Source organism: Yoonia vestfoldensis DSM 16212 (assembly GCF_000382265.1).
Classification (GTDB): domain Bacteria; phylum Pseudomonadota; class Alphaproteobacteria; order Rhodobacterales; family Rhodobacteraceae; genus Yoonia; species Yoonia vestfoldensis.
In genome coordinates this window covers 75787-101054 of the sequence record NZ_KB907977.1, presented here as the reverse complement: position 1 = coordinate 101054, position 25268 = coordinate 75787, and the positions used below count along the sequence as shown (strand labels likewise).

The 25268-nt window shown below is 63.0% G+C and carries 22 protein-coding genes; 7 read left to right on the top strand and 15 right to left on the bottom strand.

The window, feature by feature from the left end:
* From H147_RS0106370 to H147_RS0106360, 3 genes are all read right to left on the bottom strand, one after another.
* The gene (locus tag H147_RS0106370; protein ID WP_026352305.1) at window positions 1-768 is read right to left on the bottom strand and encodes a FadR/GntR family transcriptional regulator; all 768 of its coding nucleotides are present in this window, start codon (window positions 766-768) and stop codon (window positions 1-3) included.
* Window positions 769-876: 108 nt separating this feature from the next.
* The gene (locus tag H147_RS0106365; protein WP_019954515.1) at window positions 877-1533 is read right to left on the bottom strand and encodes a YiaD family glycine zipper/OmpA-like lipoprotein; all 657 of its coding nucleotides are present in this window, start codon (window positions 1531-1533) and stop codon (window positions 877-879) included.
* Window positions 1534-1622: 89 nt separating this feature from the next.
* Window positions 1623-2498 (bottom strand): methylated-DNA--[protein]-cysteine S-methyltransferase, encoded by an 876-nt coding sequence (locus tag H147_RS0106360; protein ID WP_019954514.1) that lies wholly within the window; start codon window positions 2496-2498, stop codon window positions 1623-1625.
* A gap of 94 nt (window positions 2499-2592) precedes the next feature.
* On the opposite strand from H147_RS0106360, the gene nth reads away from it, so the two are divergent.
* Together nth and H147_RS0106350 are read left to right on the top strand one after the other, a co-directional pair.
* The gene (nth, locus tag H147_RS0106355) at window positions 2593-3237 is read left to right on the top strand and encodes an endonuclease III (protein WP_026352304.1); all 645 of its coding nucleotides are present in this window, start codon (window positions 2593-2595) and stop codon (window positions 3235-3237) included.
* Window positions 3234-4226: an adenosine kinase gene (locus H147_RS0106350; RefSeq protein WP_019954512.1), complete on the top strand. Its 993-nt coding sequence runs from the start codon at window positions 3234-3236 to the stop codon at window positions 4224-4226. The genes nth and H147_RS0106350 overlap by 4 nt, the downstream gene beginning before the upstream one ends.
* On the opposite strand, the gene H147_RS0106345 is transcribed toward H147_RS0106350, so the two are convergent.
* Window positions 4192-4917 (bottom strand): hypothetical protein, encoded by a 726-nt coding sequence (locus tag H147_RS0106345; protein ID WP_019954511.1) that lies wholly within the window; start codon window positions 4915-4917, stop codon window positions 4192-4194. The two genes, H147_RS0106350 and H147_RS0106345, sit on opposite strands and share 35 nt — an antisense overlap.
* A 302-nt stretch (window positions 4918-5219) precedes the next feature.
* A complete protein-coding gene (locus H147_RS0106335; protein WP_026352303.1) occupies window positions 5220-6017 on the bottom strand; it encodes a sulfotransferase family protein in 798 nt (265 codons plus the stop codon).
* 144 nt (window positions 6018-6161) lie between these two features.
* Here H147_RS0106335 and H147_RS0106330 point away from each other — a divergent pair, with 144 nt between their 5' ends.
* Both H147_RS0106330 and H147_RS0106325 read left to right on the top strand, forming a co-directional pair.
* Window positions 6162-7739, top strand: coding sequence for a DUF5928 domain-containing protein (locus tag H147_RS0106330; RefSeq protein WP_019954508.1), 1578 nt, complete (start codon window positions 6162-6164; stop codon window positions 7737-7739).
* A 9-nt stretch (window positions 7740-7748) separates the two neighbouring features.
* The gene (locus H147_RS0106325; RefSeq protein WP_019954507.1) at window positions 7749-8111 is read left to right on the top strand and encodes an HIT domain-containing protein; all 363 of its coding nucleotides are present in this window, start codon (window positions 7749-7751) and stop codon (window positions 8109-8111) included.
* A 2-nt stretch (window positions 8112-8113) separates the two neighbouring features.
* Here the strand turns inward: H147_RS0106325 and H147_RS0106320 are convergent, their stop codons facing one another.
* Window positions 8114-9037: an ABC transporter ATP-binding protein gene (locus H147_RS0106320; protein WP_019954506.1), complete on the bottom strand. Its 924-nt coding sequence runs from the start codon at window positions 9035-9037 to the stop codon at window positions 8114-8116.
* 86 nt (window positions 9038-9123) lie between these two features.
* Here H147_RS0106320 and H147_RS0106315 point away from each other — a divergent pair, with 86 nt between their 5' ends.
* Together H147_RS0106315 and polA are read left to right on the top strand one after the other, a co-directional pair.
* Window positions 9124-9303, top strand: a complete 180-nt coding sequence (locus H147_RS0106315) for a zinc-finger domain-containing protein (protein ID WP_019954505.1) — start codon at window positions 9124-9126, stop codon at window positions 9301-9303.
* A gap of 40 nt (window positions 9304-9343) precedes the next feature.
* Window positions 9344-12154: a DNA polymerase I gene (polA, locus tag H147_RS19425; RefSeq protein ID WP_019954504.1), complete on the top strand. Its 2811-nt coding sequence runs from the start codon at window positions 9344-9346 to the stop codon at window positions 12152-12154.
* Between the two features lie 89 nt (window positions 12155-12243).
* On the opposite strand, the gene H147_RS0106300 is transcribed toward polA, so the two are convergent.
* The 5 genes from H147_RS0106300 to H147_RS0106280 all read right to left on the bottom strand — a co-directional run bounded on the left by H147_RS0106300 (window position 12244) and on the right by H147_RS0106280 (window position 17621).
* Complete coding sequence (locus H147_RS0106300; RefSeq protein ID WP_026352302.1) at window positions 12244-12711, bottom strand: Hsp20 family protein; 468 nt, start codon at window positions 12709-12711, stop codon at window positions 12244-12246.
* A 130-nt stretch (window positions 12712-12841) separates the two neighbouring features.
* A complete protein-coding gene (locus H147_RS0106295) occupies window positions 12842-13651 on the bottom strand; it encodes a trypsin-like serine peptidase (RefSeq protein WP_026352301.1) in 810 nt (269 codons plus the stop codon).
* A gap of 55 nt (window positions 13652-13706) precedes the next feature.
* A complete protein-coding gene (gene glcF, locus H147_RS0106290) occupies window positions 13707-15026 on the bottom strand; it encodes a glycolate oxidase subunit GlcF (protein WP_019954501.1) in 1320 nt (439 codons plus the stop codon).
* Window positions 15026-16120, bottom strand: coding sequence for an FAD-binding protein (locus H147_RS0106285; protein WP_019954500.1), 1095 nt, complete (start codon window positions 16118-16120; stop codon window positions 15026-15028). The genes glcF and H147_RS0106285 overlap by 1 nt, the downstream gene beginning before the upstream one ends.
* A gap of 67 nt (window positions 16121-16187) precedes the next feature.
* Window positions 16188-17621, bottom strand: a complete 1434-nt coding sequence (locus H147_RS0106280) for an FAD-linked oxidase C-terminal domain-containing protein (protein WP_026352300.1) — start codon at window positions 17619-17621, stop codon at window positions 16188-16190.
* 88 nt (window positions 17622-17709) lie between these two features.
* Here H147_RS0106280 and H147_RS0106275 point away from each other — a divergent pair, with 88 nt between their 5' ends.
* Window positions 17710-18402 (top strand): DUF599 domain-containing protein, encoded by a 693-nt coding sequence (locus H147_RS0106275; RefSeq protein WP_019954498.1) that lies wholly within the window; start codon window positions 17710-17712, stop codon window positions 18400-18402.
* On the opposite strand, the gene H147_RS0106270 is transcribed toward H147_RS0106275, so the two are convergent.
* The 4 genes from H147_RS0106270 to H147_RS0106255 form a co-directional block, all read right to left on the bottom strand.
* The gene (locus H147_RS0106270; RefSeq protein WP_019954497.1) at window positions 18399-20468 is read right to left on the bottom strand and encodes a membrane protein; all 2070 of its coding nucleotides are present in this window, start codon (window positions 20466-20468) and stop codon (window positions 18399-18401) included. The two genes, H147_RS0106275 and H147_RS0106270, sit on opposite strands and share 4 nt — an antisense overlap.
* Before the next feature lie 115 nt (window positions 20469-20583).
* Complete coding sequence (locus H147_RS0106265) at window positions 20584-23337, bottom strand: DUF4159 domain-containing protein (RefSeq protein WP_019954496.1); 2754 nt, start codon at window positions 23335-23337, stop codon at window positions 20584-20586.
* Window positions 23337-24206 (bottom strand): DUF58 domain-containing protein, encoded by an 870-nt coding sequence (locus H147_RS0106260; protein WP_019954495.1) that lies wholly within the window; start codon window positions 24204-24206, stop codon window positions 23337-23339. Before H147_RS0106260 ends, H147_RS0106265 begins: the two co-directional genes overlap by 1 nt.
* A complete protein-coding gene (locus tag H147_RS0106255) occupies window positions 24203-25210 on the bottom strand; it encodes an AAA family ATPase (protein ID WP_019954494.1) in 1008 nt (335 codons plus the stop codon). Before H147_RS0106255 ends, H147_RS0106260 begins: the two co-directional genes overlap by 4 nt.
* Between the last annotated feature and the right edge of the window lie 58 nt (window positions 25211-25268).

Genomic DNA, 25268 nt, shown 5'->3' with positions numbered 1-25268 from the left:
TCAGCGGCGCAACTCGTGCTGGAACCGTTTTTGTGCGAAACCTTCGTTGCGATCCGCCCGCTGCTGGTCGGACAAGGCCTGTTCCACATAATCAAGATGCGCCTCGACGGCCGCACGCGCGGCCGCGGGATCGCGTGCCTGCAAACCGCTGTTGATCTGGCGATGCTGATCCAGCAGCGCGTCGCGCGTCGTGCGCTGCTTGAACATGATGCTGCGGTTATAAAACACACCTTCGCGCAGCAGGTCGTACATCGACCGCATCATGTGCAGCATGATGATGTTGTGGCTTGCTTCGATGATCGCAAGGTGAAAGTTCGCATCGAGGCTCGCTTCTTCGGCGGGATTGCGTTTTTGATGGGCGGCTTCCATTTTCTGAAAGATCGTGTCGATGACTTTCAGGTCGGTGTCGCTGCTCAGCCGGGCGGCGCGTTCGGCGGCCAAGCCTTCCATGTCGCGGCGGAAACTGATGTAGTCGAACACCGCTTCGTCGTGCGACGCAAAAAGCGTGACGAGCGCGGGCGAAAATGCCGACCCCAACACGTCGGCCACGAACACCCCCGCACCGGCGCGCGATATCAGCAACCCGCGACTTTGCAGATCGGCCAAAGCCTCGCGCAGCGACGGGCGGGACACATCCATTGTCTCGCTCAACTCGCGCTCTGACGGCAGACGTTCACCGGGGCGCAGGATGCCACGCAGGATCAGGCCTTCGATCTGGCGAACGACCCCTTGCGACAGTTTTTCCTGAAGAACCGGCTCGAACGGCATGTGCATACTTTCCATATTGGTCAGATCACATGACCACATTTCGCCTGAATTGATCAAATGAAAAGGGGCCGCGTGATGCAGCCCCTTTGCAGGTCGATGTCTCGAAGATCAGTTCGGGGTGATGATGATCTCGACACGGCGGTTCAACTGACGGCCTTCGGCAGTCGCGTTCGACGCGATCGGCTGGTTCAGGCCGGCACCGATCGACCGGATACGGGCGGACGACACGCCACCACTGCGCAGGACGGATGCCACCGATTGCGCACGACGTTCCGACAGGTCTTGGTTGAACGCGGCAGAACCGACGTTGTCCGTGTGGCCGATCACGTTGACGGTCGAGTTGGGGTAGTTGTTCAACGAGCGTGCAACGATCAGCAGGTCGTTCTGGGACTGGGCCGACACCTGCGTGCTGTTGGTTGCGAACAGAAGGTCCTGCGACAGCACGACGACAAGGTTGTTGCCGTTGTTGGACACGCCCACGTCGCTGCGCAGCGCGCGGCGCAGTTCTTCTGCCTGACGGTCAAGGCTGTTGCCGATCCCGCCGCCGACGCCGGCACCCAGTGCCGCACCGACCAGCGCCGCACGGTTGCGTTCGCGCACGGTGCCGTCACCGCCGACCAGCGCGCCCGCAGCCGCACCACCCAGTGCACCGATCAAAGCGCCTTGGCGGGTGTTTTCGCCCTGATTGGGCATTCCGGGGTCGCAGGCCGCGACGAGAAGCATGGACGACGCGGCAATAGCCAGCGGGAATTTGGATAGGATCATGACAAAGATTCCATTATTATGAGTGCGCAGTTCTGCACGGTTTACACGCTTTCTTATGACAATAAGCGGACTGCTATCCAATAACGGTTTTACATACCTTTTGGTTCCAGAACTTTTCCGCCCATTGTTCCACCTGCGTCAATTCGCGCGGATTCCCAAGCCAGCATCGCCCGTTTGACCGGAAGACCCCAATGATATCCGCCCAACCCTCCCGATTTGCGCAAGGCGCGGTGGCAGGGGATCAGCCAGCTGACCGGGTTGCGCCCGACCGCCGTGCCCACGGCGCGCACCGCCTTGGGATTGCCGATGGCGCTGGCGATTTCGGCATAGGTCGTCACATGGCCGGACGGAATCTCCAGCAACGCCTCCCATACCTTGAGCTGGAAGGGCGCGCCGATCATATGCAGCCGAGTCTCGCCCGTCATGCCAAGGGCGGCCTCGGCCCAATCGCGCAAGGCTGCGGGGTTTTCGACGAATGAGGCGGCGGGCCAGCGGCTGCACAGATCTGCCATCGCGGCATCAGCGCCGGTTTCAGCCGCGAAGGCCAGACCGCAAATCCCGCAATCCGTGCCCATGACCAGCGCAGGGCCAAAGGCGCTGTCAAACCAGCCCCACGTGATCGCAAGTCCCGCGCCATCGCGGGCGTAATCGCCGGGGCTCATCGCCTCCCAGCGCAGGAAAAGATCATGGAGCCGCCCGCTGCCCGACAGCCCGATGGCATGGGCGGTGTCCAGCGTCGTGAACCGGTCGCGCAACAGGGTCTTGGCATGCGACAGGGTCAGGTACTGCTGATAGCGTTTGGGCGACACCCCGACCCATGACGAAAACAGCCGCTGGAAATGCGCGGGGCTCATCTGCATCTGCCCCGCCAGATCGGCCAGCGATAGTGGCGCGTCACCCGCCGCATCGATCAGCGCGATGGCGCGGCGCATGACGTTGTAATGATATGTGTCCGTGTGTTCCATAGCGCCGACCCTAGTGATTCCGCGCGCGCCCCGCGACCCGAATATTGCGCATCCTGCGCTTGCCCAGCCGCAACGGGCGTTGCATACCGAAGGAATGGTAAAGCAGCTTGATTATCATTCCATCCGCGCGATCTTTGCGCGCTTTCAGGCCGCCGAGCCCGAGCCCAAAGGCGAGCTTGAACATATCAACGCCTATACGCTGGTCGTGGCCGTGGCCCTGTCGGCGCAGGCGACCGACAAAGGCGTGAACAAGGCGACACGCAGCCTGTTCGCCGTCGCCGACGCACCGCAAAAGATGCTCGATCTCGGGCTGGACGGCGTGACCGAACATATCAAGACGATCGGGCTTTACCGCCAGAAGGCCAAGAACATCATCAAGATGAGCCAGATCCTTGTCGACGATTTCGGCGGCGAGGTACCCAATTCCCGCGCCGCCCTGCAATCGCTGCCCGGTGTGGGGCGCAAGACCGCCAATGTCGTGCTGAACATGTGGTGGGGCCAGCCCGCGCAGGCGGTGGACACGCATATCTTCCGTTTCGGCAACCGCAGCGGTGTGGCCCCGGGGCGGGATGTCGAGGCGGTCGAACGCGCGATTGAAGATCACATCCCCGCGGATTATCAGCTGCACGCGCATCACTGGATGATCCTGCACGGGCGCTATGTCTGTGTCGCACGCAACCCGAAATGCGGTGTCTGTCTGATCCGCGATCTCTGTCTCTATGAGGAAAAGAACCTATGAAAAAGTATCAGGTTGTCGGCATCGGCAATGCCATGGTCGATGTGCTGGCGCGGGCCGACGACGGATTTCTGGACACCGCTGGCGTGCAAAAGGGGATCATGCAGCTGATCGACATGGACCGCGCGGTCGATCTTTACGACCGGATCGGCCCGGCCAAGGAAATCAGCGGCGGATCGGCCGCCAATACCATCGCGGGGATCGCGCAGCTTGGCGGGCGCACCGCCTATGTCGGCAAGGTCAAGGACGACCAACTCGGCGCGATCTTCGCCCATGACCTGCGCGCGCAGGGTGCCGATTACGCGACCCGCTTGGCGCCAAAGACCGAAGTGGCCGAAACCGGACGCTGCATCGTCATCGTCACCCCTGATGGCGAACGGTCGATGAACACCTATCTCGGGGTGACCGAATTCCTGTCCCCCGACGACATTGACGAAAGCCAGATGGCCGATGCCGACTGGATCTATCTGGAAGGCTACCGTTTCGACGGACCCGACAGCCACGCCGCTTTCGCCAAGGCCATCGCGGCCTGCAAGGGGGCGGGCGGGCGCGTGTCGATCACCCTGTCCGACCCGTTCTGCATCGAACGGCACCGCGCTGCCTTTGCCACGATGATCCGCGACCATGTGGACCTGTTGTTCTGCAATCGCGCAGAAATGCTGTCGATGTACCAGACCACCGATTTCGAGGCTGCCCTCGCCCGTGCGGCGGCGGATGTGGACATGGTGGCCTGCACCGATAGTGGCAACGGGGTGCATATCCTGTCGGATGGCGCGCGCTGGCATGTGCCTGCCGTGCCCACCGCTATCGTCGATGCGACAGGCGCGGGCGATCTTTTCGCGGCAGGGTTCCTCTGGGGGCTGACCGCAGGGTTTGATCTTGAAACCTGCGGCAAGATGGGCAACCTCGCCGCCTCCGAGGTGATCAGCCATATCGGCGCGCGGCCGGAAACCGATCTTAAGACGCTGTTTGCAGAACACCGGCTGCTTTAAGCCAGCGCCGGTCCAGCGCGTCGATCGCCGCGGGATCGAACCGGTGCTCTTCTTTCCAGTATTTGCCTGATGGCACGTAATAGCCAAGGCGCCGTTCCTCTGCGAGGGCGGCGTCGACTTCGGCACGATCAAGCGGCTGCGGCCGCGCGATGGCCGCGGCAAGCGGTGTGGCGCGTGGAAAGACCAGCCGGCTTGCATCCTGCGACAGGTTGACGACGGCGCAACCGCGTGCGGCGGCCATCAGCATGAACCGCGCCGATTTCGCCTCGAGCGAGCGCAGCGTCACATCCGCGCGTAGCGGGTCAGCCGTGCCGGTGCCGTAGAAATGGGTCTGTTTGCTGGCCGGATAGACCATGTCGCAGCCCATCATCGCGATGACACGCGGGCGCAGCGCGGCCAGCGCCCAATAGCCTGCGGTAAAGGCCATCGTCCCGCCCGCATAGACAAAACCGCCCAAGGCGTTCTGCAACGGGACGTAATCGGCCGACCTGATGATCCGCTGTTGCGGGGCAAGCGTGCGTGGCATGCGATCTGCGGGGAAATCATCGGGATGGATCAGATCATCCCAGTCGCTGCGCACGGCCCAGGCGTTGTTGATCGCGACGATACGGTCGAAAGGTGGCCGTGGCCAGTCACGGCTTTCAACGACATTCGGGCCGCTGCCCAGCACCAGAACCACCGACATCGCCATTTTCCCCGTTTCACCCGATGGTTGGCAGATAAGGCAGCGCGTGCCGTTGTCGAGAAAAACTTTGATGCCTCCGGCGGGGATATTTGGGCTCGGAAGATGAAAAGATAACCGCCACCTGATGCGTCAGTCGCCCGGCGCTGCGCAAAAGGTGACGGCATCTTCGTCGGCGGTCATCGGCATCCCTGCCTGTACCGCGCGATCATCATCCCGGATTATCCTTAAAATCTCATTAAGTTGCATCTTCCGAGCAAAAATATCCTCGGGGGTGAGGCGCGTCAGCGCCGAGGGGGCAGACAGCCCCCTTACCGCCCCAGCTTGGCATGCACCTCGTCGAGGTCGATTTCGCCCACGGGCATCTTGTTGCCCGGGTTTTCGAAATCGTATTTGAACAGCCGGAAATCGCGTTTGTAGATTTCATAGACCAGATGCATCGACAGATCGTCGAAATAATCCGCGACCGGATGCAGCCGCTTAGGACCGTGCCCTTCGCTTTCGTTGAACCGCGGGATCGTGGCCAGATCGATCGCGTGGGGCCGGTCGGTCCGGTCCAGCACGACCTGCATCCCGTCGTCGAACTTTTCGGTCCAGAAGATATGGTCATACCGCCCGCCGTTGGCGATGAAGGTCGCGATATGGCCGGACATGGCGGACCAGTGGATGTCTGGCTCCATCGGTTTGCGCCAGCGGATCGTGTCCCGCGCGAAGAGCAGGAACCGTCGGAAGCTCTTGATCTGGTCAAAGGCGAATCCATCCGCCGGGTTGCCGACGTCGATTCCGTATTTCTGGATCAGCTGCGGGACCAGATTGCCGCGGTAATAATTGCCGCTGCGCTGCACGCCGCAGATCTTGTCGAAGAAGGACGACAGGATGCGGGTATAGGGGTTGCGCACACAGGTGAAGGCAAAGCTTTTATGCGCCAGCACGTTGTCGCGGATCGGCTGCTGGCTGCCTTCTATGGCCCATTTGTGCAGCCCGGTCCTGGCGTCATGGATATCGCCGTCAAAGAAGCTGCCGTGATCGGAATAATACATGATCTGCCCGATGGTCGAACAGGCGCATTTCGGCACGACACGGTAGACCATGCTTTCGCTGGTGGTCATCCAGGTTCCCGGAAAATTGGCCAAGATGTGCTCCCTTGCGGCTTGATGTTCCCGCATGGCGTCATAAAGGCAAAGAAACCCTGTCACTTCAATGGCTCTTCGCGCTAAGACGCGACAAAGCCATTCGCGGAACGAACGATCACCATGGCACGTGTCGCCTTTATCCTGCTGTGTCACAAGGACCCTGATGCCGTTCTGGATCAGGTTGCGCGGCTGACGGCGGCCGGTGATTACGTAGCGATCCATTTCGACGCCTCCGCCGACCCCGCCGATTACCGCCGGATCACGGCGGGGCTTGCAGACAATCCCAGTGTCGCTTTCGTCAAGCGCCGTGTGAAATGCGGCTGGGGCGCATGGAGCCTTGTAGAGGCGACCCTGCGCACGTTGCAGGTGGCGCTGTCCGCTTTCGACCGCGCGACCCATTTCTACATGGTCTCCGGCGATTGCATGCCGATCAAATCCGCGCTTTATGCGCACAGGTTCCTTGACGAGAGCGACAGGGATTACATCGAAAGTTTCGATTTCTTCGACAGCGACTGGATCAAGACCGGCTTTCGCGAAGAACGGCTGATCTACCGCCATTATTTCAACGAACGCACGCAGAAACGGAGGTTTTATGCCGCCTTCGCCGTGCAGAAAAGGTTCGGCATTACCCGGCCCTTGCCGCCGGGCATTCAGGTCATGATCGGCAGCCAGTGGTGGTGCCTGCGCCGCCGCAGCGTCGAGGCGGTGCTGGATTTCACCCGCAAGCGCCCCGATGTGACCCGGTTCTTCCGTACGACCTGGATCCCCGACGAGACTTTCTTTCAGACGCTGGTTCGCCATCTGGTGCCCGGTCGCGAAATCGAGAATCGCACACTGACTTTCCTGATGTTCAGCGATTACGGGATGCCGGTGTCGTTCTACAACGATCAGGAGGATCTGCTGCTGGCGCAGGATGCGCTGTTCGCGCGCAAGATCAGCCCGGACGCGACCCGGCTGAAACAGGCGTTGGGCGCGCTTTATGTCAGCGACCGGACGGATTTCACGATTTCGAACGAGGGGCGTACCCTGTTCCGGTTCCTGACGGAACGGGGGCGGACCGGCCGCCGATTCGCGCCACGATTCTGGGAGGCCGAAACGGCGATCGGCCCGGGGCGCGCCTTGCGGATCATCGTGTGCAAGAAATGGCATGTCGCCAAGCGGCTGACCGAGGCGATCCGCCGCCATACGGAAATTCCCGCCTTTGACTACCTGTTCAACGAAGAGGACACGCCGCTGCCCGATATGGGTGGCATCGAAAAGTCGCTGGGCAAACGCGGGCGGCACAGGCGCGCCTTCTTGCGGATGCTGTTCGATCACGAACGCGCAGAGCAGGCGGTGATCTGTCTGGATACATCGAGCCTGGATCTGATTGCGGATTTCCATGCAGACCGCGCCGATGTCCGCCTTCTCGAGATCGAATGCGATCTTGGCGATGATTATCTGATCGGCCACGCGATCCGCGTCGGGCTTGCCGGGCCGCAGACATCGCCTGCCACCTTCGCGCGCTTGCTGCCCACCATCCGGCGTGACATGACCCATGAACGCGACGCGATCCGCGATGCCCGTTTCAAGAATGCGGGTCGTCTGCGCGAAACGGCCCGTGATCAAGAGAACGCGGCAGCCATCGCGGCGTTTTTGGAGGTGGATGACGCCACGGCGCTGACGCTGGCACAGACGCCGCACCTGTTTGTCGATTGAGGAAGACCGATGACCTTTGAGTATGACGACCAGAACATATTTGCGAAAATCCTGCGCGGGGAAATTCCCAACCAGACGGTCTATGAAAACGACCATGCGCTGGCGTTCAACGATATCAACCCGCAAGCGCCCGTGCATGTGCTGGTGATCCCCAAGGGGGCCTATGTCAGCCTTGACCATTTCGCGCGCGACGCGTCACCCGCCGAACAGGCCGGTTTCATGCAGGCCGTGGCCGAGGTCTGCCGCCTGACCGATGTGGCCCAAGGGTTCCGCGCCATCGCCAACGCCCGCACCCACGGCGTGCAGGACGTGCCGCATTATCACCTGCACATCATCGGCGGCCGGCAATTGGGGCGGATGCTGCAAGGCTGATGTCAGGACGTCAGTGACAGGAACACGTCTTCCAGATCGGCCTCGCGGCTTTGCACGTCCTTGATGGTAATGCCCGCGTCGCGCACCAGCGACAGGATCGCGTCAGCGGGTGTCGCCCCTGCGCTGTAGGTGAAACTCAGCCGCCCGTCGTCATGCGCCTGTCCGGTAATCCCGGCAGGCAGGGCGGGCAGGGTGGCGGCTTTCGTCGGTGTGATCACCAGCGTCTTGCTGTCAAGCCGCCCCAGAAGGTTGCTGGTGCTGTCGCGGATCACCACAGCGCCATGGTTGATGATCGCGATCTCGTCGCACATTTCTTGCGCTTCTTCGAGGTAATGCGTCGTCAGGATGATGGTCATGCCATCCTCGTTGAGCTTGCGCACATTATCCCAGAGCATGTTGCGCAGCGCGATATCGACGCCTGCCGTCGGTTCGTCCAGCACCAGAATTTGGGGCGAATGCACCAGTGCCTTGCCCAGCAGCAACCTGCGCCGCATACCGCCCGAGAGCGAGCGCGCATAGGCGTCGGCCTTGTCGGTCAGCCCGATCAGATCAAGAATTTCCGCCGTCCGCCGCTGCGATTTCGGCACACCGTAAAGCCCTGCCTGCACGTCCAGCGACCCGGCAGGGGTAAAGAACGGGTCAAGATTCGGTTCCTGCGGCATGATCCCAATGGCCGCGCGCGACTGGCGCGGATTCTTGTCCTGATCAAAGCCCCAGATTTTCACCGTGCCAGCCGATTTCACCACCAGCCCCGCCAGAATGTTGATCAGCGTCGATTTTCCCGCCCCGTTCGGCCCCAGAAGGCCGAAGATCGACCCGCGCGGGATATTCAGGTCGATGCCTTTCAGCGCTTCATGCGCAGGTGCGCGGGCGGTCGCGGCGTAGGTCTTGCGCAACCCCGTGAGTTCGATGGCATTGTCGGTCATGCTGGTCTTTCCCCTTTGCCGCAGCTGCGGTATAGGGTGACACATAAGGCGGGCAGCGCCCCGCGGCAATCAGACAGGCAATATCCATGACCACACCCGCCCCCGAGACCCGCATCGTGCAAGACTGGCGTGTGTCCTGCGACGGTGGCGAAGGTGCGCTTGGCCACCCGCGGGTCTGGCTGCAAATCCCGCAGGATCGCGGCTGGGTCGAATGCCCCTATTGCGATGCCAAGCTGATCCACAAGGATTTCGAAGGTAAGGTCTGACCTTGCCCAAGCCACAGTGTCGCCGGAACGGAGGGACGTCATGACAACCCAATTCGGCAAAGGCTGTCACCTGCATCTGATCGACGGATCGGCATTCATCTTTCGCGCCTATCACGCGCTGCCACCGCTCACGCGCAAATCCGATGGTCTGCCGGTGGGCGCTGTCAGCGGCTTTGTGAACATGCTGCAACGCTATGTCGAAAACAATTCCGGCGCGGATGCGGCAACCCATGTCGCGGTGATCTTCGACAAGGGCAGCCACACGTTCCGCAACGACATGTTCGACCAGTACAAGGCCAACCGCGAGGCGATGCCCGAGGAATTGCGCCCGCAGATCCCGCTGACCCGCGATGCGACCCGCGCCTTCAACATCGCCTGCGAAGAGGTCGAAGGGTTCGAGGCCGACGACATTATCGCGACCCTTGCGCATCAGGCGCGCCGTGCGGGGGGCCGTGTGACCATCGTCAGTTCCGACAAGGACCTGATGCAACTGGTTGGCGACGGCGTCGAAATGCTCGACCCGATGAAGAACAAGCGCATCGACCGCGACGGCGTGTTCGAAAAATTCGGCGTCTATCCCGACCGCGTCGTCGATGTGCAGGCGCTGGCGGGCGATTCTGTCGATAACGTGCCTGGGGCGCCGGGCATCGGGATCAAGACCGCCGCCTTGCTGATCAACGAATTCGGCGATCTGGAAAGCCTCCTCGACCGCGCAGGCGAGATCAAGCAACCCAAACGCCGCGAGACGTTGGTCAACCACCGCGCGCAGATCGAATTGTCCAAGAAACTGGTCCAGCTGGACTGCGACATGGCGCTGGATTTCGGGCTGGACGATCTGGAAATCCGCACGCCGGATCCCGACACACTCTTGGCGTTTCTGGCCAAGATGGAATTCCGCACCGTGTCCAAACGGATCGCGGACAAGCTGGGCGTCGCGGCCCCCGTGATCGAGGCGCCTGCCCCCGCGACCGAAACCGCCGCCGCCGAAGCCGTGCCTTTCGACGCGGACAGCTATGAATGCGTGCGCGATGCCGCTGCCTTGCAGGTCTGGATCGACCGGATTTACGAGGCTGGCCATGTCGCCGTCGATACCGAAACCACGGCGCTGGATGAAATGCGCGCCGATCTGGTTGGGATCTCGCTTTGCGTGGCGGCAGGGCAGGCCTGCTATATCCCGCTCGCGCATAAGGCGGGGGCGGATGACCTTTTCGGCTCCGATGCGCGGGCCGAAGGGCAGATGGACATGGCGCAATGCCTGGCCATGCTCAAACCTGTGCTGGAGGATGCGAGCATCCTCAAGATCGGGCAGAACATGAAATACGATGCCAAGATCTTCGCGCTTCTCGATATCCATGTCGCGCCCATCGACGACACGATGCTGATGTCCTACGCGATGCATGCGGGCCTGCATAATCACGGCATGGACACGCTGTCCGAACGCTATCTGGGCCACACGCCGATCCCGATCAAGCCGCTTCTGGGCACCGGCAAATCCGCCGTGACCTTTGATCGCGTGCCGGTCGCCGATGCGGTGAAATACGCCGCCGAAGACGCCGATGTCACCCTGCGCCTGTGGCAGACCTTCAAGCCGCAACTACATCTGAACCGCGTCACCACGGTCTATGAAACGCTGGAACGCCCGCTGGTGCCGGTGCTGGCGCAGATGGAAATGCACGGTATCAAGGTCGACCGCGATACGCTGTCGCGCATGTCCAATGCCTTTGCACAAAAGATGGCGGGACTCGAGGACGAGATCCAGAAAATGGCAGGCCGCCCGTTCAACGTGGGCTCGCCCAAACAGCTGGGCGAAATCCTGTTCGATGAACTCGGCCTTGCGATGCCCGATGGCAAACTGCCCGCCAAAGGCAAGACAGGTGCCTATTCCACCGGTGCCGATGTGCTCGAAGACCTCGCCACGATCCACGACCTGCCACGGCGAATCCTCGACTGGCGGCAATTGGCGAAACTGAAATCGACCTATACGGACGCGCTGCAGGACCACATCAACCCCGACACGGGCCGCGTTCACACGTCCTATTCCATCGCGGGGGCGATCACCGGTCGGCTCGCCTCGACCGATCCGAACCTGCAAAACATCCCCGTCCGGTCCGAGGAAGGGCGGCGCATCCGCGAAGCCTTCGTCGCAGCCCCCGGCAATGTGATCGTCAGTCTCGACTACAGCCAGATCGAATTGCGCATCCTCGCGCATATCGCGGGGATCGATGCGCTGAAACAGGCCTTCCTCGACGGGATCGACATCCATGCCATGACGGCGTCGGAAATGTTTGACGTGCCGCTCGACCAGATGACGCCCGACATCCGCCGTCAGGCCAAGGCGATCAACTTCGGGGTGATCTACGGGATTTCGGGCTTTGGCCTTGCGCGCAACCTGCGTATCCCGCGCAGTGATGCCCAAGGCTTCATCGACCGCTATTTCGAACGCTTCCCCGGCATCCGGCAATATATGGACGACACGATCGCCTTCGCCAAGGATTACGGCTACGTCCAGACCCTCTTCGGCCGCCGCATCAACACGCCTGAAATCAACGCCAAAGGCCCGCAGGCCGGTTTCGCCAAACGCGCCGCGATCAACGCGCCCATCCAGGGCACCGCCGCCGATGTGATCCGCCGCGCGATGATCCGAATGCCAAAGGCCATCGCCGGTCTGCCCGCCAAGATGCTGCTGCAGGTCCATGACGAATTGCTGTTCGAGGTCGATGCAACCGCCGCCGAGGACCTGATCGGCATCGCGCGGCAGGTGATGGAAACCGCCAGCGACCCGGCCGTCAAACTCGACGTCAAACTGGCCGTGGATGCAGGCCAAGGGCCCAACTGGGCCACCGCACATTGAAAAAAAGGCGCGAGGTCAACCCCCGCGCCCGCAACTTCTTTTTTCCAAAAATACTCCCGCGCGGAGAGCTCCGTCGCGTAAGCGGCGGATCAGTTCACCGACTTGGCCTCGACCAGATTGGCCTCGGATTTACGCGCAGGCGCGATCGCGATCCGGCGGGGCTTCAGCGCCTCGGGCACTTCGCGCACAAGATCGATATGCAGCATGCCGTTTTCATGCAAGGCACCCGTCACCTCGACATGGTCGGCCAGATGGAACCGCCGCTCAAAAGCACGGGTGGCAATGCCGCGATGCAGGAATTTGCGGTCGCTGTCGTCGCCGTCCTTGCGGGCGGTGACATGCAGCGCGCGGTCCTTCACCTCGATGGCAAGCTCATGGTCGGCGAAACCGGCCACGGCGATGGAAATGCGCCAGCCGTCATCGGCGGTTTTTTCGATGTTATAGGGGGGATAGCTGTTCTGGCCCACATCGGTGGCCAGCGCACGGTCCAGCAGGTCGGCGATCTGGTCGAAACCGACAGTGGCACGGTAAAGGGGGGTCAGGTCGAAACTACGCATCTTGGTCATCCTTTTCATCAAGCGATAACATTGTCTGGCCTTCCATGTCTGGACAGACCGGTGTGGCGGGGCCCGGTATTGGCACCCCGCTGACGTTTATCTGGGAAAGGAAATGCGGCGTTTCAAGACCCTAGTCGATGGTGACGAACTTGGCGCCGGTGTCGTTACGCTCGCCCAGTGTCATGACCCGCTGGGTGCCGCCCGGGCGCGCCGGTGCGACCGAGGCGAAATGTGCCATCAGCGTGGTCAGCGGCTCTGCGAGCGAGGTGCCAAGCGACACCTTTTCCCCACCGACATGCGCCATGGCGGATACCACCGACGCGATCCGTGTTTCCCCGTCGCGTACGATGAACACGGGCGATCCGCTGGACCCATAATCGACATCGCAGGTCATGATGATGACGCCGGTCTGCCGGCCCAGCACGCTGCACACCTCTTGCAGGCTAGGGGCTTCTTCGCGCCCGCGCCCATAGGACACAACGCCGACCTCGTCGCCGGTCAGGGGCCGCTCTGCGATCAGATAAGGCCGCAAGCGGGTTTCGCGGATCGGCCTGTCAAGCTCGAGCACGGCGATATCCATCGCCACGGCTGATGCGCGGGTCAGCGCTTCGTCGTGCATGTAATCGGGGTGGGCCACGGCGCGCTGCACCCCTCGCGTCGCCGCAGCGCGCCCGTCGCGAAGTCCGGCACGGAATTCGAACCTGTCCGCCGCGATCAACGATCCGTCGCTGTCATAAAGACAATGTGCCGCCGTCAGGATCAGCCGTTCGCGAATCAGCGCTGCCGTGCAAAATCCCTTGCCTGCGATATCAAGCCTGCCTACGGCCTCCCAGCCTTCGCTGTCCTGCCTTGTCTGCAACGTGACAAGTTCGCGTTCCTGCGCCGTCGCCGCAAAGGCACTGGTCAGAACCATCAAAGCCGACGCTATCAACTGGCGCATCCTGTCTCCCATCCTCGTCCGATGGGTTGATGATACACAAGGCAGGATTGTGACGCTAGCGCAGGATCGGCACTGGCGGTGCAGTTTTACCAGGTGCCGTCAGCGCAGGCGGCTGCGGCCCGCCCGTCGCCCAATCCAGCAATTCGACGGTGTGGACAATCGGCACGCCCGTCCCGCTGCCGATCTGCATCATGCAGCCGATATTGCCTGCGGCGATGATATCGGGCACCAGCGCCTCCAGCGTCTTGACCTTGCGGGCCTTCAGCTGCTTGGAAATCTCGGGCTGCATCAGATTATAGGTGCCGGCCGACCCGCAGCACAGGTGGCTGTCTGCAGGTTCCAGCACTGTGAAACCGGCCTTTTTCAGCAAATCCTTCGGGAAAGTCTTGATCTTCTGGCCATGCTGCAGCGAACAGGCGGCATGATAGGCGACTTTGGTGCCTTTATCGGCACCCGCAGGCAGGTCGAGTTTCATCAGCACTTCGGACACATCCATCGCGATCGCGGCAACGCGCGCGGCATCGGCGGCCAGCGGATCATTGCGGAACATATGCCCGTAGTCCTTGACCGTCGTCCCGCAGCCCGAGGTATTGATTACGATAGCATCCAAGCCCCCCTGATCCATCTCGCGCACCCAGGCGCGGATATTGGCGGCGGCGGCGGCGTGGCTTTCCTTTTCCTTGCCCATGTGATGCGTCAAGGCCCCGCAACAGCCCGCCCCTTTCGCCACGACAACCTCGGCCCCGAATCTGGTCAGCAGCCGGATCGTGGCATCGTTGATATCGGTGTTCAGCGCCTTTTGCGCGCAACCCGTCATGAGCGCGACGCGCATCTTCTTTTCCGCCACGGCAAAGGTCTGCGGATCGTCATTGCGGCTGACCGGCGGTATCGTGCGCGGCGCCATCTCCAGCATCGCGCGCAGGCGCGGGTCGGGCATGAACCGCGCGAATGGCCGCCCGATCTTGGCCCCCAGCAGCGCCAGCCGGAACCGCATCGGATAGGGCAGCACCTGCGCCAGAATCCAGCGCAAGGCCCGGTCCGACCACGGCCGGTCATAATTCTTTTCGATATAGGCGCGGGCATGATCGACCAGATGCATGTAATGCACGCCGGACGGGCACGTCGTCATGCAGGCCAGACACGACAGGCAGCGGTCGATGTGTTTGACCGTCTTGGCATCGGGCACACGCTCGTTTTCCAGCATGTCTTTGATCAGGTAAATCCGGCCACGCGGGCTGTCCAATTCATCGCCCAAAATCTGGTAGGTCGGGCAGGTCGCCGTGCAAAACCCGCAATGCACGCAGGTCCGCAGGATCTGGTTGGCCCGCGCCGTGCCGGGATCGGCCAGTTGCTCTGGTGTGAAAGTCGTCTGCATCAGCCCATCATCCCCGGATTGAATATCCCGCGCGGATCGAATTTCGCGCGCAGCCCTGCGCTCAGCGCCGCGACAGGGGCCGGTTCCGGCTGGAACACCGGCACATCCGCCTGCCCCCGGATCAGCGTCGCATGGCCCGCAAAATCCCCCAGCCTCGCGCGCAGATCGCCATCTGTCAGCAGCCAGACCAATCCGCCCGCCCAGTCATAGATTGCCGCCCGCGCGCCCGCCTTGGCCACCAGCGCAGGCGCGTCCGACGCCTTGACTGACAACCGCCAGACATCACCCTCTTGCCCCGCGAATGCGGTCACATCGCGGATTGCGGCCCAGATTGCCGCCCCTTGCGCGGGATCATCCAGCACCGTCACCGTGCCAAACGGCGCGAGGACCCCCGCCAGCGCCTGCGCACGATACGCGACCGAGGCGGCAAAGCCTTCCAGCCGCAACAGCGTGCGCCCCGCTGCGGGATCATGCGCCGCCCCCGTCACCTCGAAAGGCGAGGACATGGCCGCCGCCATCGCGGCCACGGCCGTGGCGTCATCCAGCCCGTCGAGCACCAGCGTCGCCTGCGTTTCCACATCGGGCAGCACCTTGAGCGAGACTTCCGTCAGCACACCCAAGGTGCCATAGGACCCTGTCAGCAGCTTGACCAGATCATAGCCCGTGACGTTCTTCATCACGCGGCCGCCGTTCTTGATGATATGGCCCGCGCCATCGACAAACCGCACGCCAAGCATGAAATCACGGCAGGCCCCTACGGCAATCCGCCGCGGCCCCGATACATTCGCCGCGACCATGCCACCGATCGTCGGCTCTCCGCTTGTGCTCAAAAGTGCTCGGTGATCCATCGGTTCAAACGCCAGCCGCTGGTTTTCCGCCGCCAGCCGCGTCTGCACTTCGGCCAAAGGCGTGCCCGCCTTGGCCACCAGCGTCAGCGCGCCGGGTTCATACAGTGTGATCCCCGCCATCCCGGCCAATGACAGTGCCGCGCCGACACTACGCCCGATGGGCCGCGTGCCGCCCCCGACAATCCGCAGCGGGCCGTCCGCCGACACGATCATTTGCGCCAGCGCCTCTTCCGTCTCTGGTCTCATATCATCTTCCGAGCACAAATATCCTGGGGGAGTCCCGGACAGGGTCCGGGGCGGGGGCAAAGCCCCCTCAAGCCGCGCGCCTGGGGGCAGAGCTATCCAGCGGAAACACCTTGGCCGCATTCAGCAACCAGGCCGGATCAAACACATCTTTGACCGCCATCTGCGCTTCCAGGTCGGCGGGGGCGAATTGCACATGCATCAGGTCGCGCTTTTCGATCCCCACGCCATGTTCGCCGGTCAGACAGCCGCCGACCTCGACGCACAGCCGCAGGATATCGGCACCGAACGCCTCGCACAGTTCCAGGTCGCCGGGTTTATTGGCATCAAACAGGATCAGCGGATGCATGTTGCCGTCACCGGCATGGAACACATTGCCCACGGCCAATCCGTATTCCTTGGACATCTCGCCGATCCGGCGCAGCACATAAGGCAGCGCCGATACAGGGATCGTGCCGTCCAGACACATGTAATCATTGATCTGCCCCATCGCCCCAAAGGCAGATTTGCGGCCCAGCCAGATGCGGCCCGCCTCGGCGGCATCCTTGGCCTCGCGCAATTCCACCGGCTTGTGGTTGCGCGCGATGTCCATGATCAGGGCGAGCTGCGCGTCGATCTCGGCGGGCGATCCTTCGACCTCGACGATCAGCAGCGCCTCGCAGATCGGATAGCCTGCGTGGGCAAAGGCTTCGGTCGCCTCGATGCAGGGACGGTCCATGAATTCGATGGCGACGGGCAGGATGCCCGCCTTGATGATGTCGGTCACGACCTGACCCGCCACTTCGGAACTGTCATAACCCATCAGCACAGGCCGCGCGCCTTCGGGTTTGGGCAGAATGCGCAGGGTCGCTTCTGTCACCACACCCAACTGCCCCTCGGACCCGCAAATCACGCCCAGCAGGTCCAGCCCGCCGGCATCCATATGCGCGCCGCCGATCTCCATCACCGTGCCGTCCATCGTGACCAGCGTCACACCCAGCAGGTTGTTGGTTGTCACCCCGTATTTCAGGCAATGCGCGCCGCCCGAATTCATCGCGATATTGCCTGCGATGGCACAGGCAAGCTGGCTGCTGGGGTCCGGGGCATAGAAAAACCCGTCCGCCTCGACCGCCCCTGTCACCGACAGGTTGGTGCGGCCGGTCTGCACGCGGATATAGCGGTCGGGGTAATTCGTCTCGATCACCTGTGTCATGCGCGCGACGCCAAGGATCACGCAATCCGCCGTCGGCAATGCACCACCCGCCAGCGAGGTCCCCGATCCGCGCGGCACAACCGGAACACCGAGTTCGTGGCAGACCTTCAGCACTGCGGCGACTTCTGCGGTCGTGGATGGCAGCACGACAGCCAGCGGTGGGCAGCGATAAGCGGTCAGCGCGTCGCATTCATAGGCGCGGGTTTCCGCGATATCGGACATCAACGCATCGGGCGGCAGCACGGCGGTCAAGCGGGCGACGATCTGGTCCTTGCGGGACAAGACACCCGCGTTCGGCAATGGCATTTGCATTGAGGACCTCCTATCGCTGCGACTGGTAAAATTATATGACCAATTTTGCCGTCTGGCAAGTCGTAACTGGACCCGTTACAGATTTTGCATGACCTTGTTTGATCATCTTGCCTTGCTCAGCCTGTTCGACGCCATCGCTGCGGCGCTCATCGTGCTGGTCTGGTTCGTGATCGGCTGGCGGATCGAACATCCCGGCGCAAAGAACCCCTCTGTGACCACGCTGATGTCCGAACGGCGGCGCGACTGGATGAAGGTTTTTGTCACCCGCGAACCGCGGATCTTCGACAGCCAGATATTGGGGGGGTTGCGCGAAGGCACGGCATTTTTCGCCTCGACCAGTCTGTTCGCCATCGGCGGCGTGTTGGCATTGCTCGGCAATACCGAAAGCCTGCGCGGCGTCGCGGCAGAGGTGACGGATACCCAGGTGCCCGTCCTGATCTGGCAGATCAAGCTTGCGCTTGTGGCGCTGTTCCTGACCAACGGGTTTCTCAAATTTGTCTGGTCCAACCGCGTCTTTGGCTATTGCGCTGTGGTCATGGCCTCGGTGCCGAACGATCCGGCGGACCCCATCGCCTATCCGCGTGCAGCACAAGCGGCAGAGCTGAACATCCGCGCGGCGATGAATTTCAACCGTGGCCTGCGGTCGATGTATTTCGCGCTTGCGGCGCTGGCCTGGCTGGCCGGTCCTGGCGCGTTGGTCGTGGCGACGATCATCGTCGCCTGGATCATCTGGTCGCGCGAATTTGCGTCATTGCCGCGCAACGTGTTGATGAACGATTAGCGCCGCCCTTCGCGCAGCCACGCCCCCACGCTCAACATCGCGGCCAGCAACAAAAACAGCCAGGCAGGCACCAGCGGCGTGATCTTGATATCCGCCGTCTGGAATGCCTCGCGCGGGGTGATCCCGATCCAGCCACGCCCGGCGGCAGGACGGCCCGGACGCACGGCGCGGATATCGACGGACCCCGCCGACACGGGCATGACCCCGCCGCGCTGTTCGTCGATCATCGGGGCGAGCACCTCGCCGGTGGCGATCGTCTGTTCGAATTCACGCGGTGCCGTGGGGCCAAGGGCGATCACGGCCTGTTCGTCACCGTCGTCAAGCCGGTAAAGCCCGATTTCGGGCGCATCCCACAAGGTCTCGAACCGGCCGGGCGAGACCTCGGTCAATGGCACGGTGGTGTCGGTTCCGTCGGGGTGGGTGATCGTCACGTCACCGGTGGTTTCCGACAGGGTGCGGCGGATGATCCGCATCTGCTGGCCCATTGGTTCGACGAACAGCGCCTCTTCTTCCAGTTCAGGTTCGCGCATCATCCAATGCGCCAACCGGCGCAGTAGTTCCAGCTGCGGACCGCCGCCTTCATAGCCGCGATCCCAAAGCCAGGAATGATCCGAAGCCATCAGCGCGACACGGCCTTCCCCGATCCGGTTCAGGATCAGCAGGGGGCGGTCATCGATGCCAGACATGACGACCGACGCTTCCTGCGGGACCAGCACATCGACCAGCCGGAACCAGCGGCCCCAGCCCGGCCCGTCGCCGTCGGCCGCAGGCGGCGACAGATCGTCAAGACCGGCCGTCACCGGATGGCGGGCACCCAGATCGGTGATTTGCGGCACGAAACCTTCCTCGAACACGCGCGCGGTCGGCGCACCAGGCAGCACAGCACCAAGAGGCGAACGATAGATGCTTTCAGCGGACCCGTATTCCGGTCCGGAAGAGATCAGCACGGCACCGCCTTGTTCGACGTAATTGCGGATATTGTCGAGATAAGCGTTCGGCAGAATACCCCGACGGCGGTAACGATCAAAGATGATCAGGTCGAAATCGTTGATCTTTTCCAGAAACAGCTCGCGCGTGGGAAAGGCGATCAGCGACAATTCATTGACCGGCACGCCGTCCTGTTTTTCGGGCGGGCGCAGGATCGTGAAATGCACGAGGTCCACGGCCGCATCCGATTTCAACAGGTTGCGCCAGGTCCGCTCGCCCGGATGCGGCTCGCCAGACACCAAGAGCACGCTCAGCCGGTCGCGGACGCCGTTGATCTGGATGACGGCGGCATTGTTGCGGTCGGTCAACTCGCCCTCGGCGGTCGGAATCGTGAATTGCAGCACGTTCATGCCCGCGTGCTCCAGCTGCACGGGCAGTTCGATGTCGCGGCCGATGGGAACGGGCAGGGTCATTGGTGTATCGCCATCGATGGAAATCGACAGGTCGACCGTTTGTGTCTCCGGTGCGGCACCCTGATCCTCGATCCGCAGTGTCAGGTTGAATGTCTCGCCCAGAATGGCAAAGGCGGGGGCATTGGACACGACCAACCTGCGGTCCCAATCGTCAGGCTCGCCCGTCAGCAGCAGATGCAGCGGCGTGGGCAGGGCAGGCGCATTTTCCATGTCATGCACACGCCCGTCCGAGATCACGACGATCCCCGCGACCCGGCCTTGCGGTTCTTCGGCCAGCGCTTGCGACAGCGCTGTCATCAGGGCGGTGCCCTGATCCCCCTCGGCATCGCCCAAAGTGACAAGGCGCATTTCGGTATTGGGCTGGCGTTCCAGTTCTTCGGTGATGTTCGCCAGTGCCTGCGCATTCTGGTCGGGGCGGCCCGCGATGCGCTGGCTGGCGCTTTCATCCACGACGACCATGATGATATCGCTCAGCGGGGCACGATCCTCGCGCTGCAAGGACGGGTTCGCCATCGCGGCCAGCAAGGCCACGCCCGCCAGCCCGCGCAGCCACCAGCCCGGCAACCGCCGCCAGACGGCGAGCGTGACGGCCACGACGACCAGCCCCGCCAGACCATAAACCGCGATCAGCGGGATCAGCGGGTCAAAGATCACCGTGCCGGTCATTTACCGAAATCCCCACTTCTTCCGTGCCGCGTGAATTGCCTGTGGCAATTCACGTTAATCCCCGCCGGAGGCGTCAGATGTCGTGACATCTGACAGGTCAAGTTCAGCCGCATTCTCATTGCCCGAGCCTGTCAAGCAGGTCCGGCACATGGACCTGATCGGATTTGTAATTCCCCGTCAGCACATGCATGATCAGGTTGACGCCAAACCGCAGCGCGATCTCGCGCTGGCGTTCGCCTGCTGTGCCGCGCCCGACAGGGAACATCGGCCCACCGTTCGATGTCACGGCCCAGGCGCGCGCCCAGTCGTTGCCACCGATCACTACCGGCGTCACGCCGTCGTTCAGATTGCGGAACGGTACACCCTCGATCTGGACGGCATCCACGGGTGCGGCCTCGACCCAGACATCGCGGCTGGCGTGGCGGCCCGGAAAATCCTGCAACAGATAAAACGTGCGTGTCAGCACATGGTCGGCCGGAATCGGTTCCAGCGGCGGGATATCCAGCGACCGCGCAATCGCCTGCAACCGCGCACCCTCGGGAGAGCCGGACCCGAACCGCGCAGTATCGGCATCGCGGGTGTCAAACAGGATCATCCCGCCCGATCGCAGATAGCGGTTCAGCTTGCCATAGGCCTCGCGGCTGGGCAGCGGCTGATCCGCCGTGATCGGCCAGTAAAGAAACGGAAAGAACGCCAATTCATCAGTTTCGATATTCACACCCATCGGGGCCGCAGGTTCGATCGAGGTGCGCCGGAACAAAGTCTGCGACAGGCCCAACAGGCCTGCGGCCGTCACCTCGTCAACCTCTGGATCGCCTGTCAGCACATGGGCCAGCACCACCTCTGACGTGGCTTGGATCGCAAAGTCCTCGGTGGCCTGCGCCTGCGCATCCGGCGCGATGAAGAATGCCAGCAAAACAGCCGCCGCGACATCCGCGCGCGGCCCGCGCAGGCGGCCGCCCACGGCCATCGACGCAATCAGGTCGACCAGCAGCAGCGCCAGTGCCGCCGTCAGCAGCCAGCCTTTCAGCGCGGTCGCGCGCAGCACATCCATGCCTTCGACAGCGATCCGCGCGGGCCATTGGGCGGCGGTCAACACAGTGTCCGGCCCGATCACGTTCACCGCGATCTGGCGGTCGCGCTCGGCATAGAGCCCCGGCTGCAATTGCGGTCCGGTCATGCCGGCGGCCAGCACTTCGCCCGCGACACCGGCCAGATCACGCCCGTCCTGCAAACGTCCGTAAGCATCGAGCAATTCCTGCGGCTGCCATGTCGTGCCTTCAAGCTCTGTGGCATCGGGCGTCGCGGGGCGGGTGGACACAGCGAGCCGTTCCAGCATCTGCACGAAAAGGCCCGACAAAGGCAGGCTCGACCATTCGGCATTTGCCGTCACATGGACCAGCACCACCTGCCCGTCACCGCTAAATTTGCGTGTGACCAAGGGCGTGCCATCGGCCAGCTGAGCGATCACGCGGTCAGCCAGCGTCGGGTCGGGCTGCGCCATGACCTGACTGGTGACGGTCACATCGTCGGGGATGGTCAGGCCAAAGAACGGCGTATCGGGGGCAAAGGGCGCCAGCGCCTTGGGTTCGCCCCAGCTCATCGCGCCGCCGACGCTGCGGCCACCTTCGCGCAGGCGGACGGGCAACAGCGGGTCCTCGGCGCGGCGGCCCACGTCGGATGCCGCAAGACGCGGTCCGGCGAAACGCAACAAAAGCCCGCCCTGATCAACCCAATCGGCGATGCCCTGCGCCTCGATATCGGTCAGGATCGCGACATCTGCCAGAATGATCACATCGGGATTGGCAAGCAGGACGTCTTCCAGATTGCCGTCGATCAGGTCGGCGGTGGGCTCCAGCGCCTCGCGCAGGTAAAAGAGTTGCGACAGCAATTCCAGCCCTTCACGGTCATCTCGGCCTGCGATCAGCGCAACCTCTCGCCGCCGCAAGGCATCATCGCCAAGGCTGACGGCGGCGGCCGAGCGGGTGCCCGTCAGCTCGAACCGGGTGATCCGGTTGCGCAATTCGGGCGGCAGGTCGAGCGTGGCTTCGGCCACTTGCTGACCGGCCTCGAACATTAGAGGCACAGTGGCAAGCGCCCGTTCCACGCCTGCGGGATCAAGACCGATGGCGGTGACTGTCGTCTCGCTGGGTGCACCAACCGGCGTGCGGGCAGCACTCACGCGGACCTCGCCATCTTCGAACCGTGCAGGGCGCAGGCCGGTCACCTGACGTGGTGTCTGGAACACCGTCACATTGCCCGCCGCCTCGAAGGCGGCCAGCAGGTCGTCGCGGCCCGGATAGTCGAGGCCGTCGCTGATCCAATAGGTCTCGAAATCTCCCTGATCTACGAAATAAGGAGCAGCAGCAACAGGTTGCCACGGTTGCGGTTGCAGGTTCGCCAGCCGTTCCTGCCAGGCGTTCGGTGCTGCAAAGGGCAGCGGTTCGGCCAGTGGCAGCCCGGTCAGCGTGACGACGGCGACCCGGCGCTCACTGGCTGCGGCTTCGGTCAAAAGCGCCGACACCCGGTCGATCTTGGCCTGCCAATCGGGCGCACCGGCCCACGTGCCGTCGAGTGCAATCACCAGATCGCCGCGCCCGTCGCGCGCCTGTTGCGGGTTCAGCGTCGGCCCCGCAAAGCCGATGATGACGGCGGCGATAGCCAACAGACGCAACAACAGCAGCCACCATGGGGTGCGGTCGGACTGGCTTTCGTCGTCTGTCAGCCCGAGCAGCAGTGCGACACCGGGGAACCGCCGCCGCACAGGCGCAGGCGGGACCGCGCGCAGCAATATCCACAGGATCGGCAGGGCGATGAGGCCAAGCAGCAGCATCGGTGCCACAAATCCGATAGGTCCGATCATGAACATCAGCGTCGCCTTTCCAGCGCGCCGTAAAGCCAGAGCAGCGCCTGCGTCGCGGATTGCCCTGTCAGATGCGTGTGAAACTGCCAGCCGGTAAGGCGGGCCAGCTGCGCCAGTTCATCCTTGCGCGCGGCCAACCTGTCCAGATAGCGTGATTTGAGATCGCGGGCGCGCAAGGTTTCATGCTGCACGCTGCCGGTCATGGATTGAAAGATCGTGCGCCCGTCGAACGGAAACGCCTCTTCCTGCGGGTCGAGAACCTGCAGTAGCGCACCCTTCACCCCGCGATCCGCGGCACGGTGCAGCGCGTCGCGCACGCCGTCGATATTGCCCAGAAAATCGCTGACGAACAGCGCCCGCGAATGCGGCAGCATGCCCGTTGCATCAGGCGATCCGTGGTCGGTCGTGGCGTTTTCTGACAGGATCTGCGCCATCTGCTGCAATTGCAGCGACCCCCGCCGTGGCGGCAGGCGCAGGCCGGTCAGCCCGACGCGTTCACCGCCCCGGATCAGCAGCACCGCCAGCGCCATCGCAAGCGTGCGCGCCCGGTCGCCCTTTGTTGCGTGATCGTCGGAGGCGAAACCCATCGACGCCCCCTGATCGACCCAGAGGATGATGGATTGCGCGATCTGCCATTCCTTGTCCTGCACAAAGCGCGCGTCAGACCGTGCGGACCGGCGCCAGTCGATGCTGCGCGCGGCATCGTGGTTCTGGGCTGGGCGGTATTGCCAGAACGTATCGCCAGTGCCCGCCCGCCTGCGCCCGTGTTCGCCCAGCAGCACGGTCGACGCCAGATGCTCTGCCTCCGCCAAGAGAGGCGGCAGATGGGCAGCAAGCGTTTCCGCCTGCGAACGAAGCGTCAGCGGTGTCGTCATGCCGCCGCTGCGACCTGTGTGATTTGGCTTGCGACTTCGTTGATGATGGATTGCACATCCTCGCCACGCGCGCGTGCCGCAAAGGACAGTGCCATGCGGTGTTCCAGCACCGGCACCGCCATGTTGCGCACGTCCTCTGCCGATGGCACCAAGCGGCCATCCAGCAACGCCGAGGCGCGCACCGTCAGCATCAGCGCCTGTGCGGCACGCGGGCCGGGGCCCCAGCTGACGTTCTGGCGGATCACATCGGGTGCTGTGGCGTCATCGGGACGGCAGGCGCGCACCAGATCGAGGATCATGTCGAGAATGTTTTCCCCGACCGGCATCCGGCGGAGCAACGCCTGCGCGGCCAGCAATTCCTGCGCGGTGAACACGGCGACAGCCTGCGCATCCTCGACCCCTGTCGTGGCAATCAGGATGTCCTTTTCGGTCTGCCGGTCAGGATAGGGCACGTCGATCTGGACAAGGAAGCGGTCCAGCTGCGCCTCTGGCAGGGGATAGGTGCCTTCCTGTTCCAGCGGGTTCTGGGTGGCCAGCACATGGAACGGCACGCCCAGCGGGCGATGCTGGCCTGCGATCGTGACCTCTTTTTCCTGCATCGCCTGCAACAGAGCGGATTGCGTGCGCGGGCTGGCACGGTTGATTTCGTCGGCCATCAGCAACTGGCAGAACACGGGCCCTTCGATGAACCGGAACGCGCGGCTGCCGTCTGCGGCGGTTTCCAGCACTTCGGACCCGAGGATATCGGCGGGCATCAGGTCGGGCGTGAACTGGATGCGGTTGCCGTCCAGCCCCATGACGGTGGACAGGGCATCCACCAGCCGCGTCTTGCCAAGGCCCGGGAGGCCGATCAGCACCGCGTGACCGCCGCAGATCAGCGCCGACAAGGTCAGGTCCACGACGCGCCGCTGGCCAATGAAACGGGCGGCGATACTGTCGCGCGCGGCACCCAGTTTTGCACCCAATGCGTCTATCTGTGCGACAAGATCGGCGTCGTCGGCCATGACTTTCCCCTTGGATTACCTATATGCTGCAAGAGAACAGATAATCCTGTCGATCCCA

Excerpts from the sequence above, each read along its gene's own strand:
- H147_RS0106370 (WP_026352305.1), bottom strand. The coding sequence starts at position 768 with ATGCCGTTCGAGCCGGTTCTTCAGGAAAAACTGTCGCAAGGGGTCGTT.
- H147_RS0106365 (WP_019954515.1), bottom strand. The coding sequence starts at position 1,533 with ATGATCCTATCCAAATTCCCGCTGGCTATTGCCGCGTCGTCCATGCTT.
- H147_RS0106360 (WP_019954514.1), bottom strand. The coding sequence starts at position 2,498 with ATGGAACACACGGACACATATCATTACAACGTCATGCGCCGCGCCATC.
- nth (WP_026352304.1), top strand. The coding sequence starts at position 2,593 with ATGGTAAAGCAGCTTGATTATCATTCCATCCGCGCGATCTTTGCGCGC.
- H147_RS0106350 (WP_019954512.1), top strand. The coding sequence starts at position 3,234 with ATGAAAAAGTATCAGGTTGTCGGCATCGGCAATGCCATGGTCGATGTG.
- H147_RS0106345 (WP_019954511.1), bottom strand. The coding sequence starts at position 4,917 with ATGGCGATGTCGGTGGTTCTGGTGCTGGGCAGCGGCCCGAATGTCGTT.
- H147_RS0106335 (WP_026352303.1), bottom strand. The coding sequence starts at position 6,017 with ATGACCACCAGCGAAAGCATGGTCTACCGTGTCGTGCCGAAATGCGCC.
- H147_RS0106330 (WP_019954508.1), top strand. The coding sequence starts at position 6,162 with ATGGCACGTGTCGCCTTTATCCTGCTGTGTCACAAGGACCCTGATGCC.
- H147_RS0106325 (WP_019954507.1), top strand. The coding sequence starts at position 7,749 with ATGACCTTTGAGTATGACGACCAGAACATATTTGCGAAAATCCTGCGC.
- H147_RS0106320 (WP_019954506.1), bottom strand. The coding sequence starts at position 9,037 with ATGACCGACAATGCCATCGAACTCACGGGGTTGCGCAAGACCTACGCC.
- H147_RS0106315 (WP_019954505.1), top strand. The coding sequence starts at position 9,124 with ATGACCACACCCGCCCCCGAGACCCGCATCGTGCAAGACTGGCGTGTG.
- polA (WP_019954504.1), top strand. The coding sequence starts at position 9,344 with ATGACAACCCAATTCGGCAAAGGCTGTCACCTGCATCTGATCGACGGA.
- H147_RS0106300 (WP_026352302.1), bottom strand. The coding sequence starts at position 12,711 with ATGCGTAGTTTCGACCTGACCCCCCTTTACCGTGCCACTGTCGGTTTC.
- H147_RS0106295 (WP_026352301.1), bottom strand. The coding sequence starts at position 13,651 with ATGCGCCAGTTGATAGCGTCGGCTTTGATGGTTCTGACCAGTGCCTTT.
- glcF (WP_019954501.1), bottom strand. The coding sequence starts at position 15,026 with ATGCAGACGACTTTCACACCAGAGCAACTGGCCGATCCCGGCACGGCG.
- H147_RS0106285 (WP_019954500.1), bottom strand. The coding sequence starts at position 16,120 with ATGAGACCAGAGACGGAAGAGGCGCTGGCGCAAATGATCGTGTCGGCG.
- H147_RS0106280 (WP_026352300.1), bottom strand. The coding sequence starts at position 17,621 with ATGCAAATGCCATTGCCGAACGCGGGTGTCTTGTCCCGCAAGGACCAG.
- H147_RS0106275 (WP_019954498.1), top strand. The coding sequence starts at position 17,710 with ATGACCTTGTTTGATCATCTTGCCTTGCTCAGCCTGTTCGACGCCATC.
- H147_RS0106270 (WP_019954497.1), bottom strand. The coding sequence starts at position 20,468 with ATGACCGGCACGGTGATCTTTGACCCGCTGATCCCGCTGATCGCGGTT.
- H147_RS0106265 (WP_019954496.1), bottom strand. The coding sequence starts at position 23,337 with ATGTTCATGATCGGACCTATCGGATTTGTGGCACCGATGCTGCTGCTT.
- H147_RS0106260 (WP_019954495.1), bottom strand. The coding sequence starts at position 24,206 with ATGACGACACCGCTGACGCTTCGTTCGCAGGCGGAAACGCTTGCTGCC.
- H147_RS0106255 (WP_019954494.1), bottom strand. The coding sequence starts at position 25,210 with ATGGCCGACGACGCCGATCTTGTCGCACAGATAGACGCATTGGGTGCA.